The organism is Opacimonas viscosa, assembly GCF_024199005.1.
Lineage (GTDB): Bacteria > Pseudomonadota > Gammaproteobacteria > Enterobacterales > Alteromonadaceae > Opacimonas > Opacimonas viscosa.
The window spans coordinates 66522-84424 of the sequence record NZ_JANATA010000009.1 but is presented as its reverse complement, the minus strand read 5'-3'; the positions used below and the strand labels follow the sequence as shown (position 1 = coordinate 84424).

Sequence of the window (17903 nt, the reverse complement as noted above, 5' to 3'; positions counted from 1 at the left end):
ACTCATTCATCACGGGCCCCCTGGGTCGTTAGTTTTTGTGCCTGAAATGTCTGCTCTGGGTCTATATGTTGCTGGCTTTGCTGTATGTCACCAGTGTTTGCTCGTAAGGTTATCCAAGAAAATTTTGGGAGCCCCAGATTCATACATGCTTTTAATGTCTCAAATTGTTCAATACTGAGTGTTTGGGGAACAGATTGATACAGAGAGTTTTGTAACTCTGTTAAAACCGCAGTGTGTTTTGCACGCTTTTTAGTAGGGAGTTTAATGCTCCAAAATGTAACCCATTGGGTCCCGTGTAAAGAACTGACGTGTTGGTTATAATACGTCCGAGCCACTTGTTTTAAAAGGCGATTAGCATGCGCAGTTGGAGCCGATGAACGCAACAAGCCCACAAGGGTATGGTAGGCCTCACGGCGTGCTCGTGTGTATTTTCGATACCGGCGCAACGCTATTCCCATATACAACAGCAACGCTAAGAAGCATAACAACATCAGTACTAGCCAGATGGACGGGGGAAACCATGCAATTGTGTCAGGAGCAATCGTGTTATGGGGTGGAATGAACACATTATCCATTAGCGTCTGACCTCGCTAATTTGTTCGACCAAGGGCAGGGCGGTACTTAACTGGGTGACATAAATGCCAGTATTTTTTAAAGTGTTTAACTGCCCCACAAGTGTTTGCGTATTTTGACTACGAGTATTCTCAGCACTCGCAACGTCACTATGACCAAATAAACGTTCTTCTTCATTTACACCATCTGTCACGAATAAAGAAACCGGTTTGTGGTGGTGCAATGTTTCTGTAAATGGGTCGGTGATTTGATAACAACGCACCTCACAGTGCTGTTTGAGATATTGTAAATGTTGCATACCACGCTCATTAAGCTGTTCAAAATCACTCACAATACAGACCAAACTCCCTGGTTTCGCGAGACGACGTGCACGTTGTAAAGCGTCTACTAAAGGCGTTTTGTGTGGAGGAACTTGTAAAGGTTGCGTCGTTTGTAAAGCCGTCATTTGTTGTAATAGGTGCAACACAGACTGGTCTCGGTTAGCAGGTTTAATCTCTTGATGCGTCTGGGAGTTAAACACTAATCCCCCCACGCGATCGCCACGTTGTTTTGCCGACCATGCTAACAAGGCTGCAACATGTCCAGCTAAGACCGATTTAAGTTGAATCGTTGACCCAAATTGCATGGTGGCACCCACATCCGTCATGATAAACACAGGTCTTTCACGTTCTTCACGGTATACCTTGGTATGGGTTTTACCCGTTCGCGCCGTCACTCGCCAATCAATCGCACGAATATCATCGCCTGGCTGGTAATGTCGAGCTTCATCAAACTCCATCCCACGCCCCTTGATTTTGGAAATATATCCCCCCGATAACTTCGCTTGTGCAGGAGATTTGGGGCGTAGATTGACGAGTTTATGCAAGTGCTTATAAGCGATGAGTTTATCTACGGATAACTGCACAGCTTCAGTGTCACTAAATTGTGAAAGCGCTTGTAAAATAGTCATATGCGGCCCTTAAGGCACTGCCACATTAGCTAAGATGGTATCTAATACACCGTTTATTTCGACGCCATTGGCCTCTGCTTCATAGGTCAAAGGTAAACGATGACGCAGGACATTGTGAAATACAGCTTGAATATTATCCGGCCCTACAAAATCACGCCCCATTAGGTAGGCATGCGCACGGGCACATTTTTCTAATGCGATAGTCGCGCGTGGGGAAACGCCCATGGCAATAAAGTTAGCGAGTTGTTGATGGAAGCGCTCAGGACGTCGCGTGGCCATAATGAGTTGTACAATATATTCTTGTAATTCTGGCACTAACGTCAGCTCAAGACATGCTTTTCGCGCACTAAAAATCACCTCTTGGCTGAGTGGAACCGGTTTTTCTGTAAAGTTAGCTAAACCTTCATTTCGGGTGAGTTGTAAGATTTTAAGCTCAGTCGCTGCATCGGGATAATCAATTTCAACATGCATTAAAAAACGATCAAGCTGAGCCTCTGGCAGTGGATATGTACCCTCTTGCTCCAAAGGATTTTGCGTCGCCATTACTAGGAATAATTCAGGCAGGTGATAGGTTTTATTCCCAACGGTGATTTGTCTTTCGGCCATGGCCTCTAGTAAAGCGGATTGGACTTTTGCGGGGGCCCGATTGATTTCATCCGCCAGTACCAAGTTATGAAATAAAGGTCCTGATTGGAAAATAAATTCCCCCGTTTCTGGGCGGTAAATATCCGTACCAGTAAGATCAGAAGGCAATAAATCAGGCGTGAACTGAACCCGGTGAAAATCTCCTTTAATCCCATCAGCTAAGGCATTGATAGCTCGCGTTTTGGCCAAGCCTGGAGGTCCCTCAACCAACAAATGACCATCGGCTAATAGCGCAATTAACATATTTTGGGTTAACGTCTTTTGCCCAATTACCTGCTCGTCAAGATAAGCTTGCAAGGGAGTAAACGTTGCAGCATCGCTGGTGCCAGGGGAAATTGTACTATGCGGATTGTGCGAGAGTGTCATGGTGGTCTTATCTTCCTTTATCATTGCTATTAATGGAATTAAGTCAGTCTGAGCATACAGACCATGATAATTAAGTATGGTTCAGTGTAATAAAATCAAGCGTTCAATGTTGGTAATACATGTAAAATTTTGTAAAAACAAAAATAAAACTGGCTAAATCAATTTAGCTTTGCCACAATTAGCACAAATTACTCACAGGTCTGACCACTAAATAATGTGTCAGTCAGCACTTTGCAGAGTTACAGTGTCTCTCATTTTATACGTGTAGAAGACAAAATAACGACCAACATACAAGGAACTTGCATGTCACAAACACAAAATGTAACGACTCGAAATGGCGAACGTATCGCTGTCGTAGCGGGTTTACGCACACCATTTGCTAAAATGGCAACCGATTTTCATGGTGTTCCCGCCGTTGATTTGGGCAAAATGGTGGTCAACGAAATGTTGGCTCGCAATGATTTAGCCGCCAAAGAAGTCCAGCAGCTTGTCTATGGCCAAGTCGTCCAAATGCCTGCTGCGCCAAATATTGCTCGTGAGATCGTTTTGGGTACGGGAATGCATGTCCATACAGATGCATACAGTGTATCCCGTGCGTGTGCTACTAGCTTCCAGTCTACCGTCAATGTGGCGCAGTCGATTATGCTTGGTGATATTGATGTGGGGGTAGCCGGTGGTGCTGATTCGACGTCTGTGTCACCTATCACGGTCTCCAAAAATTTAGGTAGAGCTTTGGTTGATTTGCAGAAAACCAAAACGTTTGGGCAAAAGTGGCAAGTGTTGAAAAAATTAGGTTTAAAAGATCTGATTCCAGTGCCGCCCGCAGTCGCCGAATACTCGACAGGTTTGTCGATGGGACAAACTGCCGAACAAATGGCTAAGTCACATGGTATTACCCGTGCAGAGCAAGATGCGTTAGCGCACCGTTCACATACACTTGCTGCACAAAATTGGTTGGCAGGTCATATGGCCCAAGAAGTCATGACAGCTTATCCTGAGCCTTGTAAAAACGCAGTGGCCCAAGATAACAATATTCGTTTTGATTCTGATTTGGCTGGTTACGCGAAACTGCGTCCTGCATTTGATCGCAAATATGGTACGGTTACCGCTGCGAATGCAACGCCTCTGACCGATGGCGCGTCTGCCGTTATTCTGATGAATGAAGCCAAAGCGAAAGCCTTGGGCTACACACCGCTAGGTTATATCAAAAGTTATGCGTTTACGGCTATTGATGTGTGGGAGGACATGCTCATGGGACCTTCATATGCGACACCCGTAGCGCTAGCTAATGCGGGGATGGCGCTCAGTGATTTAACTTTGATTGAAATGCACGAAGCGTTTGCGGCACAAACTTTATCTAACGTTAAAATGTTTGGTTCCAAAAAATTTGCGAATGAAAAACTCAACTCCAGCGACATTATTGGTGAGATTGATATGGATAAGTTCAACGTCCAAGGTAGCTCTATCGCTTATGGACATCCTTTTGCAGCAACAGGCACACGAATGATTACGCAAATGCTCAATGAATTACAACGACGTGGTGGTGGCACAGGTTTGTTAACTGCATGTGCAGCCGGTGGCCTAGGTGCCGCTATGATTGTGGAGACAGAATAATGGAACACACTTCAGCTTTTACACTAACCAAACAAGATAACGGGATAGCCTTGGTAGCGATTGATGTACCAGGCGAAACGATGAATGTCTTAAAAGACACGTTTGGCCCACAAATCAATGCTTTGTTAGATGAGATTGAACACGACAATGACATCACTGGCGTCGTGATTTATTCTGGTAAGGATAATTCCTTTGTCGCTGGAGCAGATGTCAGTATGCTCGAGGCTTGTACGTCTGCACAACAGGGTGCTGAGATAGGCAAAGGTGGTCAGGATATTTTTAACCGGATTGAAAATTTAGCTAAACCGGTGATTGCTGCGATCCATGGTCCTGCACTTGGTGGTGGTTTGGAACTCGCCTTAGCATGTCATGGGCGGGTCTGTTCTGACGATGCTAAAACTCAGGTGGGTCTACCTGAAGTGCAGTTAGGTTTGTTACCCGGAAGTGGTGGGACACAGCGTTTACCGCGTTTAATAAGTGTACAAAAAGCGCTTACCATGATGCTGACAGGTGCTGCTCAGCGGCCAAAACAAGCACTCAAAGCGGGTATTGTTGATGCTGTTGTTCCTCGTGCAATTTTGTTACAAGAAGCCCAAAATATGGCGTTGGCGGGTAAACCTAAAATCCGTCCAACCAAGCTGAATTTGGTAGCTAAGTTATTAGAAAATACGGCGCTTGGGCGTAAAGTGCTATTTAGTCAAGCTCGCAAACAAACACTCCGTAAAACCCAAGGTAATTATCCAGCACCACTGGCGATTATTGAGTGTATCGAAACCGGTCTGGCCAAAGGTATGACTGCTGGGCTTGCGTTGGAAGCGAAACGCTTCGGCGAGTTAATGATGACTGACGAGTCAAAAGCGCTGCGCAGTTTATTTTTTGCAACTACCGAAATGAAAAAGGAACAAGGGGTTGCTGATGTGCCCGCCAAACCAGTCCAAAAAGCCGCTGTATTAGGCGGTGGTTTGATGGGCGGGGGAATCGCCTTTGTTACAGCAACCAAAGCTAAATTACCTGTGCGGATCAAAGATATTACAGACCAAGGTATTGCCAATGCCTTAAACACCGCTTTTGGTCTATTAAATCGCCGTGTCAAAAAGCGTATTTTACGCCACTCGCAAATGCAGCAGCAGTTATCTCTGATTACGGGAACCACGGATTATTCCGGTTTTAAAGATGTCGATGTCGTCATCGAAGCGGTCTTTGAAAACCTAGAGTTGAAACAACAGATGGTTGCAGATATTGAAAATCACTGTTCTCTAGAAACAATTTTTGCCTCGAACACCTCGTCTATTCCTATCAGTCAGATTGCAGCAAAAGCGGCACGTCCAGAAAACGTAATTGGCTTACATTATTTCTCACCGGTGGATAAAATGCCATTGGCGGAAGTCATTGCTCATGCTGGCACATCTGATCAAACCATTTCTACGACGGTAGCGTTAGCCAAGAAACAGGGTAAAACTCCTATTGTTGTTAAAGACGGGGCGGGCTTTTATGTCAATCGGATCTTGGCACCTTACATGAGTGAGGCGGCTAATTTAGTGTTGGCGGGTGAGCCCATCGATAAAATTGACAAAGTCATGGTGAAGTTTGGCTTCCCAGTTGGACCGTTGAAATTAATGGATGAAGTGGGTATTGATGTAGGCACCAAAATTATTCCATTTTTAGTCGCTGAGTTTGGTGAACGTTTTACAGCACCTGATGCATTCCAAGTAGTTATCGATGATGACCGCAAGGGTAAAAAGAACAGCAAAGGATTTTATGATTATTCAGCGCAAGCCAAAGGCAAAACCGTTGATGAAAGTATTTATACTTTACTGGGGCTGACACCTAATCCAACGTTGACTGATACCCATATGATCCAACGCTGTGTATATTTGATGCTGAATGAAGCGGCACGCTGTCTCGATGAGGGCGTTATCCGCAGTGCACGTGATGGCGATATCGGAACCATTTTCGGAATTGGTTTCCCGCCATTCTTAGGTGGCCCATTCCGCTACATGGACAAAATCGGTATTGCAACACTGGTAGAAGAGCTCCAAGAATTGGCCAAAAACCATGGCGATAAATATTTGCCAGCAGAAATTTTAGTTAATATGTCTGAGGAAAATAAAACCTTTTATTAATAGCTTGTTAACGCACTGTGAAAGACCGGATTTATTCCGGTTTTTTTGTGTTTTTTGGTCGATAAAGCATGCAAAAATGCATCAAAAAACTATAATACAAAGCGTATTAAAAGTTGCTATTTACAACTCAGGTTTTAACCACCGCTGATAAAAGGAAAGCCGTAACATGATGGTAATGATATTAATGAGTGTGTTTTTTTGTGCTTATTTTTACATTCAAGCAATCCGTTATGCGATGCCTGCAAAACGTTGGGCATTTTTAGGTTTATGTGGCGGCCCCATGTTTCTGCCATTGTTTGTGATTAAACAACATATTTCTGTGCGCAAAGCCGCAGGGTATAACAATCTATTTTTTAGAGCCTAATCTCCTTATTTAAAACATTATCTGAGTTCATTGCTGAGTGTCATTTTATGCTTTAACGTCAATGGTCAATTGATTATCAGCATGTATTACAGTGGCAACATAGGCATAAAAATCTGCATAGTCTAATTGTTCGATAACCTCACGCATCTTTTTATAGTAATCCAACGCGCCAAACTTTCCTAACATGATCCAATATTGTTTCGCCAACGCACCCGGGGTTCCATAAGGTAAAGATAATTGCTGTATTAAGGCTACTTTCGCTCGTTCCCACAGCGCTTCATTCTTAGGTATAAGGGACAATAAACGCTGGCTTAACTGGCGATTAAACTCTGCGTAGGCAAACTCAGTGGTCCCCATATTGGCTTTTTTTAGAGGGTCAGTGTATTCGTAATAGACGCAAAAACCTGGATGTTGGTTATGGGTAATAAATTTGCTGCCGACGTCATAACCCAAAGCCATTTCATTGCGTAACAAGTCAAAGATGGGTGGGTTAACCAGTTGCTCAAGAAGCAATAGCTGCGCGACATCATTTGGGGAGTTTTGGTATGCGTGCCAATACACCACACAGCTGGATAATGAGCCTGAACCTATCGCCGAAACAGTTTCATGCTGAGGTAATACATAGTTTGATTCTGTGTTTACTGGCATACTATCAGCTAAATTACCCGTACTATTTGAGTCAGTATGAGGTGTATTTAAGGATTGTTTTACGTGTTCAGCTAAAGCGGTCGGTATTCGCCCAAATAGCATATATTCTGCATTTGCCATTGCCAAGAACTGAACCATATCTTGTTTGATTGAAGCAATCGTCATTCCATCTAGTGCGTCTTTTTGCCGTTCAATCTCCACTGCTTCCTCGAGTAAAATATCCCTTAGTTGCATGAAAGCCTGTTGCATGGCAGACGCTTTTTTACTTTGTTGCAAATGGTTCCGCTCAGATTGTATGGCTTGCGCTAAATCAAATGTCCATGTTGAATGTGTTGCAAAATTTTCAATATAGGTGATGCATGCTGTATAGAGAGTATAGGCTAGGCATTGGTGCGTTTTAAGATAAAAAGTAAAGCCTGTCCGGTGGACATTGATCTGAATGGTACAACCTAGGGCAAGGTAATGAGCAAAATGTAGTTGCATAGCCTGATTTATGTGCTTACCCCAAATACGTCTAGCGACAGAAGAAAAAGCAGAATGTGCAGTGATAGAAAAAGATAGATAGCATTCAAACGCGTACTGCGCCGAGTTATCTGGGATCAGTACACAACTACCGTTTGGCCCAGTGTAGTGCGAAATAGGAGCATCTAATAAGCGTATGGATTGTGTGCTGTCCGGTAAATCAAAAGGAGTGATTAAAGACGTTCCTTCAGTAGGCTGTGTCATTACTTGCGTGACGGACAAATCCGGAAATGAGGTGATGTAAAACGCTGTACCATAATAGGGCGTTCTTAGTGCAGGCAATCCAGGTGGAATAATATTTGTGTCGGAGCTCAAGGATAAAATACGTATATTTTGTGGCGTGAAACGAGCAAAAATAGTCTTCAAATCATCTGTGTTTACGCTGAGAAATGGCACGGCTGTCTGGTGAATTTGTGCATATATTTCTGCAGCAGAGCAAATATACGCGCACGATGAAGCCGCCCATGAAATGTGTGTTTGGTAGGCTAAGTATGCGAGTAACTCATGACACACATGATGCAGCTGTGCGGGTGTCGATGAGGCGAGAAAAAAACTCACATCGATAGTGATTTCTTCAGCTAACTCCAGACCGATTGCCACAGAGAAGTTCTGGATGAGGCCTGACTGCTTGAGCCTATTCGGTATCGCATCCTTGGGTAACTGATTCATTAACCACATAAAAACCGAGAGACTCTCTAGGTTAACTAATGTTGATTTTGTGATTTGTACGGACATGATAACTTTGTGTTGCGAATTATCCGTCTGCACAAAAATCATTTTTTGTAAGTGATCAGGGTTAAACAGGCTAGTGTATTCAGTCACCGAGCTAAATTCTGTTTGAGTCGGTTGGGCTTGTCCGAAAAATGCGTGGAGGATGTACTGATGCAGTTCACGTAATCTTTTTTGCAGCTCTTCAGTGTTGTGCATCGCAAAGGTGTATACATTACCACTAGCAAATTTGGCATAAGGGTGACGTGGGTTGCAGGTAGTTTTAACGACCTCTTGAATACGTTTGACTGGGTCAAGGTGTCCGTTGCTAAATTCTTGACAAATCACTTTCATCTCTTGCTCAATTATCGGCAAGGTAGGTTGGTACTCCTGGATCCGTGCAAGTATCGCCTTTTCTAAAGCATCCTTTTCGGGCTGCGGGATAGCCGCAGTAAATGTCATGTCATACATCCCGGTAAAGGCATGTAACTCGGTATTAAACTCTTGTGCTACATCGTGTAAACCTAGTTGCTCTGCACTACCTCGCATTAGAGTATGCTCAAATAAGTGAGCTAAACCAGGACAATCCCAAGGGTCGTTGAAGTAACCCACGGGGAGTCTAAGACACAGCGTAACTATTTCAGGTGTGGATTTTTTGATACATTCCGCCTTTATTTCTGTCTACTATAGTCTATATAGATATAAAGTATGAATAGGATTTGCCGAACTATTTGATACAATTAGCCTGTCTTAATCAAACGAGTTTGTCCATGAAAATTTTTGTTATGCGTCACGGTGAAGCCCAGTTATTGGCAGCCAATGATATGCAAAGAGCTTTGACGTCGTTTGGTCAACAACAAGCCAAAGATTCTGCGCAATGGTTACAAACTCATTATTTAGATAACTCAACCATTGATTTGGCGTTCGTTTCCCCTTATTTGCGGACCAAGCAGACGTTTGCTGAACTTGCTACGACACTGACAACCACCGAGGTTGAATATACCCAAGATATCATTCCCAGTGGTATTGTTTCTCTTGCACATGATTACTTGGATACTCGTCTTAGTGTAGCCCCAGATACTCAAAATATCTTATTTGTTTCACATATGCCCTTTGTCAGTTATTTTGTTGATGCATTATGTGGCACATGCCGTAGCCCACTTTTTGCTACCGGCTCGATAGCGGTTATTGAATATGACATTAAAAGCAGTTCCGGTGTGCTAGAGACGCATTTTCAAGGTTGAGCGCATTTTCAAGTTTGATCGCATTGTCAACGTTGAACGCATTGTCAACGTTCAGTATAAGGGGTTAATGTTTAGCTTAAGTATGCTGGTTTCGCACATTTGGTTTAGGAAATAAAATTCACGTGTATAGGTATAATTAAGCATAAAGAATTTTGTGAAAAAACCGATAAACCATTTATATATGTGCAAACAGGGAAGCTGCCAAGGAATGGCCAAAAAGAAATCTTTACCTACCCAATTAAAAGAAGTTTTGCATTATCATGCTTCCAAAAGCGACATACCTTCAGATGCCGAATTCAAATCGTTAATCAAAGATTTGAATAAACTTGATCGCAAGATTGCTAATGTGAAAAAACAGATTATGGAAAACAGAAAAGCGCGTGAGCAATCTCAGAAGTTTACTCAAGAGCTTAATGCAGTGACCCAAAAAAGTCGGAACAGTCCAACCAAAACGAATTAGGATGATGCGTTAACGGACTATGCTACTTTACCGCCAGTCCTTCACTCATACTTATGGCTAGCGAAGTATTAACCACTGTGGTTAATCTTCATCATCCGGGAAGGGGGATACATAGAATTGGGGCATGACTCGCACTGATTCGATCATATTGTCACTGCATTCTAAAATTTCTACTGGATAGCCTGCAATCCGTAACGAGATATTATTCTCCGGGATCTCTCCCAACTCTTCCAGGATCAAACCATTCATGGTTTTGGGACCTTCGATAGGAAAGTGCCAATTCATCTCTTTGTTTAAGTCTCGGATATTGGTACTACCATCAACCAAAACACTGCCGTCTTGTTGTTGATTCGTTTGTTTATGATAGTCAGGCATCATGTTGGTAGTGAAATCACCAATGATCTCTTCTAATATATCTTCCAAGGTCACCAGCCCTTGAATATCTCCATATTCATCGACGACTAGCCCAATGCGCTCTCGTTCCGCTTGGAACTTATACATCAAAGTATGTAAGGGCGTAGAGTCGGGCGTGTAATAGATTTCTCGCACCGCTCTAAGTAGCGAAGCTTTGCTGAACTGATCTTTGGATAATAGGCGCAGTGCATCTCTGACATGGACGAACCCGACCGCATCATCAATCGTATCTCGGTAAAGTAGCACTCGAGTGTGTTGGGCATACGTCAGTTGTTTTTGAATATTTTTCCATTCATCATTGATATCAATAGCGACGATTTCATTACGTGGCACCATGATGTCTTCAGCACTCACGTTCTCGAGTTCTAATATACTTAAGAGCATATCTTGGTGTTTTTGAGGGATCAGGTTCCCCGCTTCAAATACAACCGTCCGGAGCTCTTCGGGACTTAACTCATCTCCTTGGGAATCCGTTGGATTAATTTTAATCAACGCCAGTAAGCCATTTGTGACGCCATTGACGGCCCAAACAAAAGGAAACAAGATAACGAGTAGTGGCTTTAATATATATGAACTCGGGAAGGCAATTTTTTCAGGGTATAACGCGGCTAAGGTTTTGGGTGTGACTTCGGCAAATACCAATATGATTAAGGTGAGCGCAAAGGTGGCAATAGCAATCCCGACATCGCCAAACAAGCGTAGACCAATCACTGTTGCGACTGCCGATGCAGCAATATTGACGAGGTTGTTACCGATGAGAATGAGTCCGATTAAACGGTCTGGTCTATCAAGCAGTTTTTGGACGCGTCGAGCAGTGCGATGACCTTCGTTGTTAAGGTGTTTAAGACGATAGCGGTTAAGCGACATCATGCCTGTTTCTGAACTAGAGAAGTAGGCAGAACAAAAAACGAGTACTCCCAATATAATAAATAGGGTACTAGTAGCAATGCTGTCCAAAAAAGGTTCCTTTGATAAGTAAGATATAAAACCGCACTTTAACTGATGTGATAAAGTGAAACAACTGTCCAATTATGTTTTTATGCATACCTTTGAGTAAAGTTACTCCATGGCGTTATAAAACAATCATTATGCGAGTAAGACATCTTGGACTAGGCGACTGCCAAAATACCCCAAAGTAAGAATAAAGACGCCTAATGCTGTCGTGCCTAAAATAGTGTTGGGTTTTAACCCTTTATAGCGTTGCCAAAAGAGCATTAAAACAAAGATGAGTAAAGCTAATGCACTCAATACCGTTTTATGAATATATGCTTTGCTCAGCATACTATCGAGCGTTGCAAACCCACTCACCAAGGCAAATAATAAAAATATGCTACCAATGTAGATAAGTCGTAACACCCAATGTTCGACTTGGAGTAAGGGAGGTAAATCGAGTTTGGTTAGCGCTAAATTCTTGTCCTTTAGTTGCTGATGGATATAACGCATTTGCAAGGCATACAATAAGGCAATTAGCACACAGGCATAACCGGATAGTGACAAAGCTATGTGTAAAAACATCGGGGCTTGTTCATATACTTGGACAACGTAAGATGAAGGACTAATTAACATTAACAAAGCACATAAACCTGCAAACGAGTAGGTCACAGGCAATAAAGACCATTGTTTGATAAACAAAGTGCTGAGTAAGAGTACTACCACCATCGACAACGATAGCGCAGCCATAATGTTGACCATCGTTAAATTAGCATTGACCGCTGAAAATTCTAAGTAAAGAGTATAACCATGCGTGATGAGCGCGATACAAGTTAACCCTATAAAAATCAATTTGGGTAACGCAACGAATGCTTTTCCAGAAAAAAAGTGTTTTGCAATATAGCCAGCACTAGCAAAATAAGTAATGGATGCAATTATCAGAAATACGTCCGTCATGTCTGTCCTATAGGTATGCTTGCCTGGATAAGTCGGTTTATATTTAATATGACTTAGTTTGGTTCGTCGCTGCGAAAAAAAATAGAGCGCAGAACTTGGAACACAGAACTAAGATGCCTTGTATTTTTATTTATTTTATTAATAAACGCAATAAGCACTTAACGCACCCTAGCATAAAACGGTATACTTTAGGTAAATGTAGTTATGGGACCTCGCAAAATGTTTGAAAGTTTATCGGATCGCTTATCAAGTACCTTAAAGAATATTAGTGGCAAAGGCCGTCTTACTGAAGACAACATCAAAGAGACTCTGCGCGAAGTTCGCATGGCCTTGCTCGAAGCTGATGTAGCGTTGCCGGTGGTCCGTGACTTTGTCGCTCAGGTTAAAGAACGCGCTCTGGGTACTGAAGTATCGAAAAGCTTGCAACCTGGCCAAATGTTTATAAAAGTGGTCCAGTCCGAGCTAGAAGCTGTTATGGGTACGGCTAACGAATCATTAAACTTAGCTATGCAACCTCCTGCGGTAGTAATGATGGCAGGTTTACAAGGTGCTGGTAAAACTACATCTGTAGGTAAACTCGCAAAATTATTGAGTGAGCGTGACAAAAAGAAAGTCATGGTAGTATCTGCTGATGTGTATCGTCCAGCAGCAATTGAACAGTTAAAAACCTTAGCCGAAGACGTTGGGGTGGCTTTTCATCCATCTAACATCATGCAAAAACCGATTGATATTGTAAACGGTGCAATTGCCGAAGCGAAAAAGCAGTTTATCGATGTGGTCTTGGTGGATACGGCGGGTCGTTTGCACGTTGATGGTGAAATGATGGGAGAGATCAAAGCATTACATGCTGCGGTCAAACCTGTCGAAACACTCTTTGTTGTGGATGCGATGACGGGGCAAGATGCTGCCAATACTGCAAAAGCGTTTGATGAAGCATTACCTTTGACTGGGGTTATCTTGACCAAAGCTGATGGTGATGCGCGTGGTGGTGCAGCATTATCAGTCCGCCACATCACGGGTAAACCCATCAAGTTTATTGGTATGGGGGAAAAACTGGATGCTCTAGAACCATTCCATCCTGACCGTTTAGCTTCTCGTATTTTGGGGATGGGGGATGTTTTATCGCTGATTGAAGAAGTTGAGCGTAAGGTCGACAAAAAGAAAGCCGCTAAACTCGCAGCTAAAGTGCAAAAAGGCAAGGGTTTTGATTTGCAAGACTTTAAAGAACAGCTAGAGCAAATGCGCGATATGGGTGGCATGATGTCTTTGATGGATAAAATGCCAGGTATGGGTAACATGTCTGCACAAATTAAAGAAAAGGCAAACGACAAACAATTCAACCAGTTTGAAGCGATTATTAATTCCATGACACCGCTGGAGCGCAGTAAGCCTGAACAAATTAAAGGTTCCCGTAAGAAGCGTATTGCAGCCGGTTCGGGGACTCAGATCCAAGATGTGAATCGCTTACTTAAGCAGTTTACCCAAATGCAAAAAATGATGAAAAAAATGTCCGGTGGCGGCATGCAAAAAATGATGGGTAAAATGAAAGGTATGATGCCTCCAGGTATGGGAGGTATGGGCGGCATGGATGGTCTGCCTGGCGCAGGTGGTTTACCACCAGGTTTGGGTGGTGGTGCCCCTGGAGGACTAGGTGGCATGTTTAAAAAACGTAAATAAGCCCCTTACGTGATGTACCTAACAAAAAAGAGCAGTTTTCTGCTCTTTTTTGTTAGGTACTGTCTTTTTTGTTATGTGCGATATATAAACATTGCTATTGCTGGGCCTTCTGCGTATAATTCGGCGTCCTGCAAATTTGCACTCGTGTTTGTTTGACAGGATATTTAAGTTAACGGTAACGCTACAACGAGTTTGAGGCATATTATGGTTACTATTCGTTTACAGCGTGGTGGCGCGAAAAAGCGTCCTTTTTATCAAGTAGTTGTTGCAGACAGTCGTCGTGCACGCAACGGTAAGTTTATCGAGAACATTGGTTTCTTCAATCCAACGGCTCAAGGTCAAGCAGAACGTTTACGTTTAGACCTAGCGCGTGTTGAGCATTGGGTTGGCAATGGTGCTGGATTATCAGACCGTGTTGCTAGCTTGGTAAAAGAAGCTAAAAAAGCAGCGGCTTAATCCTTTCCGATTTCGCAACTGAATAAAAGAGGTATAGATGAGTCAAGCATCTGAGACAGTGATTGTTGGCAAAATTGGTGCTCCATATGGAGTGAAAGGTTGGGTCAAAATCAACAGCTATACTGAAGAGTCGAGTGGTATATTCGACTATAGTCCTTGGTTTCTAGGGGCTGACAAAGAGTACCAAGTGGACCAATGGCGTACACACAGTAAAAGCCTAGTGGCAAAAATTGTAGGTATTGATGATCGAGATGCTGCAGAAAGCATCAAAAATCTTGATATCAGCATCGCCGCTGAAGCATTACCAGAATTATCTGATGATGAATTTTACTGGCGTGAACTCATGGGTATGCAGGTCGTCACTGATAAAGGTTATGACCTAGGCAAGGTTAAAGATATTTTCGCCACTGGTGCGAATGATGTCATGTTAATCAAAGCTAATACCAATGACGCTTTTGGCCAAAAAGAGAGGTTGTTACCTATCTTATTTGATCAAGTCGTATTGAATATAGATAAAGTGACACGTGTTATCACAGTGGATTGGGATCCAGCCTTCTAATGACAAAAAGTGAAAACAAGGTACAGCGCTTTAGTATTGTTACTTTGTTTCCAGATATGTTTTCTGGATGCTTGAGTCAAGGAGTGGTGGGCAGAGCGGTTAAAAATGGCTTGATTGAAGTCGATTTTTATAACCCTCGAGAATTTACCCATGACAAACATCGTACTGTTGATGATCGCCCTTATGGCGGAGGTCCAGGGATGTTGATGATGGTACAGCCTTTAACAGATGCTATATGTGCAGCCAAAGCGGCAGCAGATGAAAAACATACTGTGGTGTACTTATCGCCGCAGGGACGTCAGCTCAACCATGAAGGTGTTGCTGACTTGACACAGAAAGGTCATCTGATCTTGGTAGCAGGTCGCTACGAAGGCATCGACGAAAGAGTCATCGACTCATTAATAGATGAAGAATGGTCAGTGGGCGATTATGTGTTAAGTGGGGGAGAAATTCCCGCAATGCTTATGATGGATGCAGTGACACGTTTGGTACCGAGTGTGCTTGGACATGAATTATCAGCAGTAGAAGATTCTTTTGCTAATGGTTTATTAGATTGTCCGCATTACACCCGACCAGAAGTGTTAAACGGAGCCAGCGTTCCAGCAGTGTTATTAAGTGGCAATCACAACAAAATTAGGCAGTGGCGTTTACAACAGTCGTTAGGTAGAACCTGGCAACGACGCCCTGATTTATTAAACAAGCTAGCTCTGACTGAGGAGCAAAGAGTGTTATTAGATGCTTTCAAAGCATCATTAGACTCTGCGCAGCTAGATGACAGTTAACTAGATAACGAGGTTTATGATGAAAAAAGTAAATCAAGACATCATCAAGAAAATTGAGCAAGAACAGCTCAAAACTGATGTCCCAGCATTTGGTCCTGGTGACACAGTAGTGGTTAAAGTCCGTGTTAAAGAAGGCGAAAAAGAGCGTCTTCAGGCTTACGAAGGTGTTGTAATCGCCAAGCGTAACCGTGGCCTACACTCAGCTTTTACCGTACGTAAAATTTCTTCTGGCGAAGGTGTTGAACGTGTTTTCCAAACACACAGCCCTCAAATTGCATCTATTGACGTGAAACGTCGTGGTGCGGTTCGTCGTGCGAAACTTTATTATCTACGTGAGCGTTCAGGTAAATCTGCACGTATCAAAGAAAAGCTTAATTAATTTTAATCTAGCGTTGTTGTTAACTTATTTGAAAAGCCCGCAGATTGCGGGTTTTTTTCGGTCTCCATTTTGTGTGCTACATTTTAGTGTAAAATAATTTGTGCTAATTTTGTGCAAAAGAACTTGGATAAATTTTCTCAGAATCTCTCTAAACCAGCATTATTCCTTATTTTCATCCTAAAAATTTCAACTTTGTAGATTAAAGCTTGCAGTTGCTTTTAAAAATTGTTAAAAAGTCAACAGTCATGCGGTATGTAGCCTGAATTATGTAATTAAATCTTTACACATTCCTGTTTTCTACTTTTCTAGTAATACTATACCTGCAACACAATAATTATAAGACATGCCCGCGAACAGAATCGATGAGCCTTTCGTTAGGTTTTAAGCACATTATTAAATTTTAAGAGAAATAGACATGCCTAATCAACTTACTGACAATTTACATGTGTCAGCAGAACACGTACTTATCACACCTGACCAGTTAGCAGAACAATTACCGGTTAGTGCGGAAGCATTAGAAAAAATCCGCAGTGCCCGGTCCGTGATATCAGACATTATCCATGGTAAAGATCACCGTTTATTAGTCGTGTGTGGCCCATGCTCTATCCACGATGTTGAAGCTGCCAAAGAATACGCTCTAAAATTGAAAGAGTTACATGAGTCGTGTAAAGACACTTTGTACATTGTTATGCGCGTGTATTTTGAAAAACCAAGAACAACGACAGGTTGGAAGGGCTTAATCAACGACCCACATATTGATGATAGTTTTGATATCGAGACAGGTTTGACCAAAGCTCGTGAACTATTGATTTGGTTAGCTGAGCTAGAGCTACCTGTTGCTACCGAAGCATTAGATCCTATTTCTCCACAATATTTAGCAGAATTATTTGCATGGTCTGCGATTGGTGCGCGTACGTCTGAGTCACAAACTCACCGTGAAATGGCGAGTGGTTTATCTATGCCAGTTGGCTTTAAAAATGGTACCGATGGTTCTTTGGGTATCGCGATTAATGCACTACAGTCTGCTGCTTCTGGGCATTCTTTTATGGGTATTAATAAACAAGGTCAAGTCAGTGTAATTACGACCGCAGGTAACCCAGACGGACATATCATTTTACGCGGTGGCAAAACCCCAAATTATGACTCGGTTTGTGTGGCTGATTGTGAAGTTGAATTAGAAAAGCATAATTTACAAGCAAGTCTAGTGGTCGATTGCAGTCACGCAAACTCAGCAAAAGATTACCGTCGCCAACCACTAGTGGCACAAAATGTTTTCAATCAAATTCTTGAAGGCAATCAGTCAATTATCGGTATTATGTTAGAAAGTCACTTAAATGCAGGTAACCAATCTAGCAATGGTAAAAAGCCAAGTGAGTTAGAATATGGTGTTTCTATCACGGATGGCTGTATTAATTGGGATGAAACATCTAAGCTTATTCAACAAGCTCGCGAAAAACTGATCACTGTATTACCAATGCGTCTAAATAAGCGTGCACAAGCATAGTACAAGCAAATAAGATATAGGTTGAATAG

The 17903-nt window shown here is 42.6% G+C and carries 17 protein-coding genes; 11 read left to right on the top strand and 6 right to left on the bottom strand.

Going from position 1 to position 17903, the window contains the following annotated elements; all coding sequences use genetic code 11:
* Positions 1–2 precede the first annotated feature (2 nt).
* From NLF92_RS06740 to NLF92_RS06730, 3 genes are read right to left on the bottom strand one after another with little or no spacing between them, the layout of a single operon-like run.
* On the bottom strand, positions 3–575 hold the full coding sequence (locus NLF92_RS06740) for a DUF4381 domain-containing protein (protein ID WP_254100103.1): 573 nt from the start codon (positions 573–575) through the stop codon (positions 3–5).
* A complete protein-coding gene (locus NLF92_RS06735; protein ID WP_254100101.1) occupies positions 575–1522 on the bottom strand; it encodes a DUF58 domain-containing protein in 948 nt (315 codons plus the stop codon). The genes NLF92_RS06740 and NLF92_RS06735 overlap by 1 nt, the downstream gene beginning before the upstream one ends.
* 9 nt (positions 1523–1531) lie before the next feature.
* A complete protein-coding gene (locus NLF92_RS06730; RefSeq protein WP_254100099.1) occupies positions 1532–2533 on the bottom strand; it encodes an AAA family ATPase in 1002 nt (333 codons plus the stop codon).
* Between the two features lie 303 nt (positions 2534–2836).
* On the opposite strand from NLF92_RS06730, the gene fadI reads away from it, so the two are divergent.
* The 3 genes from fadI (at position 2837) to NLF92_RS06715 (ending at position 6634) form a co-directional block, all read left to right on the top strand.
* Positions 2837–4147, top strand: a complete 1311-nt coding sequence (gene fadI / locus NLF92_RS06725; RefSeq protein WP_254100097.1) for an acetyl-CoA C-acyltransferase FadI — start codon at positions 2837–2839, stop codon at positions 4145–4147.
* The gene (fadJ, locus tag NLF92_RS06720) at positions 4147–6270 is read left to right on the top strand and encodes a fatty acid oxidation complex subunit alpha FadJ (RefSeq protein ID WP_254100094.1); all 2124 of its coding nucleotides are present in this window, start codon (positions 4147–4149) and stop codon (positions 6268–6270) included. The genes fadI and fadJ overlap by 1 nt, the downstream gene beginning before the upstream one ends.
* 166 nt (positions 6271–6436) lie before the next feature.
* Positions 6437–6634: a hypothetical protein gene (locus tag NLF92_RS06715; RefSeq protein WP_254100092.1), complete on the top strand. Its 198-nt coding sequence runs from the start codon at positions 6437–6439 to the stop codon at positions 6632–6634.
* A gap of 45 nt (positions 6635–6679) precedes the next feature.
* On the opposite strand, the gene NLF92_RS06710 is transcribed toward NLF92_RS06715, so the two are convergent.
* Positions 6680–9172 (bottom strand): insulinase family protein, encoded by a 2493-nt coding sequence (locus NLF92_RS06710; protein WP_349293222.1) that lies wholly within the window; start codon positions 9170–9172, stop codon positions 6680–6682.
* A 110-nt stretch (positions 9173–9282) separates the two neighbouring features.
* Between NLF92_RS06710 and sixA the strand changes: the two genes are divergently transcribed.
* Together sixA and NLF92_RS06700 are read left to right on the top strand one after the other, a co-directional pair.
* The gene (gene sixA / locus NLF92_RS06705) at positions 9283–9756 is read left to right on the top strand and encodes a phosphohistidine phosphatase SixA (protein ID WP_254100088.1); all 474 of its coding nucleotides are present in this window, start codon (positions 9283–9285) and stop codon (positions 9754–9756) included.
* A 208-nt stretch (positions 9757–9964) separates the two neighbouring features.
* Entirely contained in the window at positions 9965–10216 is a 252-nt protein-coding gene (locus tag NLF92_RS06700; RefSeq protein WP_254100086.1) for a hypothetical protein, read from the top strand.
* Between the two features lie 81 nt (positions 10217–10297).
* Here NLF92_RS06700 and NLF92_RS06695 read toward each other — a convergent pair whose 3' ends face one another.
* Positions 10298–11587: an HlyC/CorC family transporter gene (locus NLF92_RS06695; RefSeq protein ID WP_254100084.1), complete on the bottom strand. Its 1290-nt coding sequence runs from the start codon at positions 11585–11587 to the stop codon at positions 10298–10300.
* A 129-nt stretch (positions 11588–11716) separates the two neighbouring features.
* Positions 11717–12517, bottom strand: a complete 801-nt coding sequence (locus NLF92_RS06690) for a cytochrome C assembly family protein (RefSeq protein ID WP_254100082.1) — start codon at positions 12515–12517, stop codon at positions 11717–11719.
* 219 nt (positions 12518–12736) lie between these two features.
* Here NLF92_RS06690 and ffh point away from each other — a divergent pair, with 219 nt between their 5' ends.
* The 6 genes from ffh (at position 12737) to NLF92_RS06660 (ending at position 17874) form a co-directional block, all read left to right on the top strand.
* Entirely contained in the window at positions 12737–14194 is a 1458-nt protein-coding gene (ffh, locus tag NLF92_RS06685; RefSeq protein WP_254100080.1) for a signal recognition particle protein, read from the top strand.
* 204 nt (positions 14195–14398) lie between these two features.
* The gene (gene rpsP, locus NLF92_RS06680) at positions 14399–14650 is read left to right on the top strand and encodes a 30S ribosomal protein S16 (protein WP_254100078.1); all 252 of its coding nucleotides are present in this window, start codon (positions 14399–14401) and stop codon (positions 14648–14650) included.
* Between the two features lie 37 nt (positions 14651–14687).
* Complete coding sequence (gene rimM / locus NLF92_RS06675; protein WP_254100076.1) at positions 14688–15209, top strand: ribosome maturation factor RimM; 522 nt, start codon at positions 14688–14690, stop codon at positions 15207–15209.
* Complete coding sequence (gene trmD / locus NLF92_RS06670; protein WP_254100074.1) at positions 15209–15991, top strand: tRNA (guanosine(37)-N1)-methyltransferase TrmD; 783 nt, start codon at positions 15209–15211, stop codon at positions 15989–15991. Before rimM ends, trmD begins: the two co-directional genes overlap by 1 nt.
* 19 nt (positions 15992–16010) lie before the next feature.
* Complete coding sequence (gene rplS / locus NLF92_RS06665; protein ID WP_254100153.1) at positions 16011–16370, top strand: 50S ribosomal protein L19; 360 nt, start codon at positions 16011–16013, stop codon at positions 16368–16370.
* A 415-nt stretch (positions 16371–16785) separates the two neighbouring features.
* On the top strand, positions 16786–17874 hold the full coding sequence (locus NLF92_RS06660) for a 3-deoxy-7-phosphoheptulonate synthase (RefSeq protein WP_254100072.1): 1089 nt from the start codon (positions 16786–16788) through the stop codon (positions 17872–17874).
* The last annotated feature ends 29 nt before the right edge of the window (positions 17875–17903 follow it).

What these genes read in the sequence shown, in the direction of transcription:
- NLF92_RS06730 (WP_254100099.1), bottom strand. Translation starts at nt 2,533, where the DNA reads ATGACACTCTCGCACAATCCGCATAGTACAATTTCCCCTGGCACCAGC.
- NLF92_RS06715 (WP_254100092.1), top strand. Translation starts at nt 6,437, where the DNA reads ATGATGGTAATGATATTAATGAGTGTGTTTTTTTGTGCTTATTTTTAC.
- ffh (WP_254100080.1), top strand. Translation starts at nt 12,737, where the DNA reads ATGTTTGAAAGTTTATCGGATCGCTTATCAAGTACCTTAAAGAATATT.
- sixA (WP_254100088.1), top strand. Translation starts at nt 9,283, where the DNA reads ATGAAAATTTTTGTTATGCGTCACGGTGAAGCCCAGTTATTGGCAGCC.
- fadJ (WP_254100094.1), top strand. Translation starts at nt 4,147, where the DNA reads ATGGAACACACTTCAGCTTTTACACTAACCAAACAAGATAACGGGATA.
- rimM (WP_254100076.1), top strand. Translation starts at nt 14,688, where the DNA reads ATGAGTCAAGCATCTGAGACAGTGATTGTTGGCAAAATTGGTGCTCCA.
- NLF92_RS06690 (WP_254100082.1), bottom strand. Translation starts at nt 12,517, where the DNA reads ATGACGGACGTATTTCTGATAATTGCATCCATTACTTATTTTGCTAGT.
- rpsP (WP_254100078.1), top strand. Translation starts at nt 14,399, where the DNA reads ATGGTTACTATTCGTTTACAGCGTGGTGGCGCGAAAAAGCGTCCTTTT.
- NLF92_RS06700 (WP_254100086.1), top strand. Translation starts at nt 9,965, where the DNA reads ATGGCCAAAAAGAAATCTTTACCTACCCAATTAAAAGAAGTTTTGCAT.
- NLF92_RS06660 (WP_254100072.1), top strand. Translation starts at nt 16,786, where the DNA reads ATGCCTAATCAACTTACTGACAATTTACATGTGTCAGCAGAACACGTA.
- trmD (WP_254100074.1), top strand. Translation starts at nt 15,209, where the DNA reads ATGACAAAAAGTGAAAACAAGGTACAGCGCTTTAGTATTGTTACTTTG.
- NLF92_RS06740 (WP_254100103.1), bottom strand. Translation starts at nt 575, where the DNA reads ATGGATAATGTGTTCATTCCACCCCATAACACGATTGCTCCTGACACA.
- fadI (WP_254100097.1), top strand. Translation starts at nt 2,837, where the DNA reads ATGTCACAAACACAAAATGTAACGACTCGAAATGGCGAACGTATCGCT.
- NLF92_RS06735 (WP_254100101.1), bottom strand. Translation starts at nt 1,522, where the DNA reads ATGACTATTTTACAAGCGCTTTCACAATTTAGTGACACTGAAGCTGTG.
- rplS (WP_254100153.1), top strand. Translation starts at nt 16,011, where the DNA reads ATGAAAAAAGTAAATCAAGACATCATCAAGAAAATTGAGCAAGAACAG.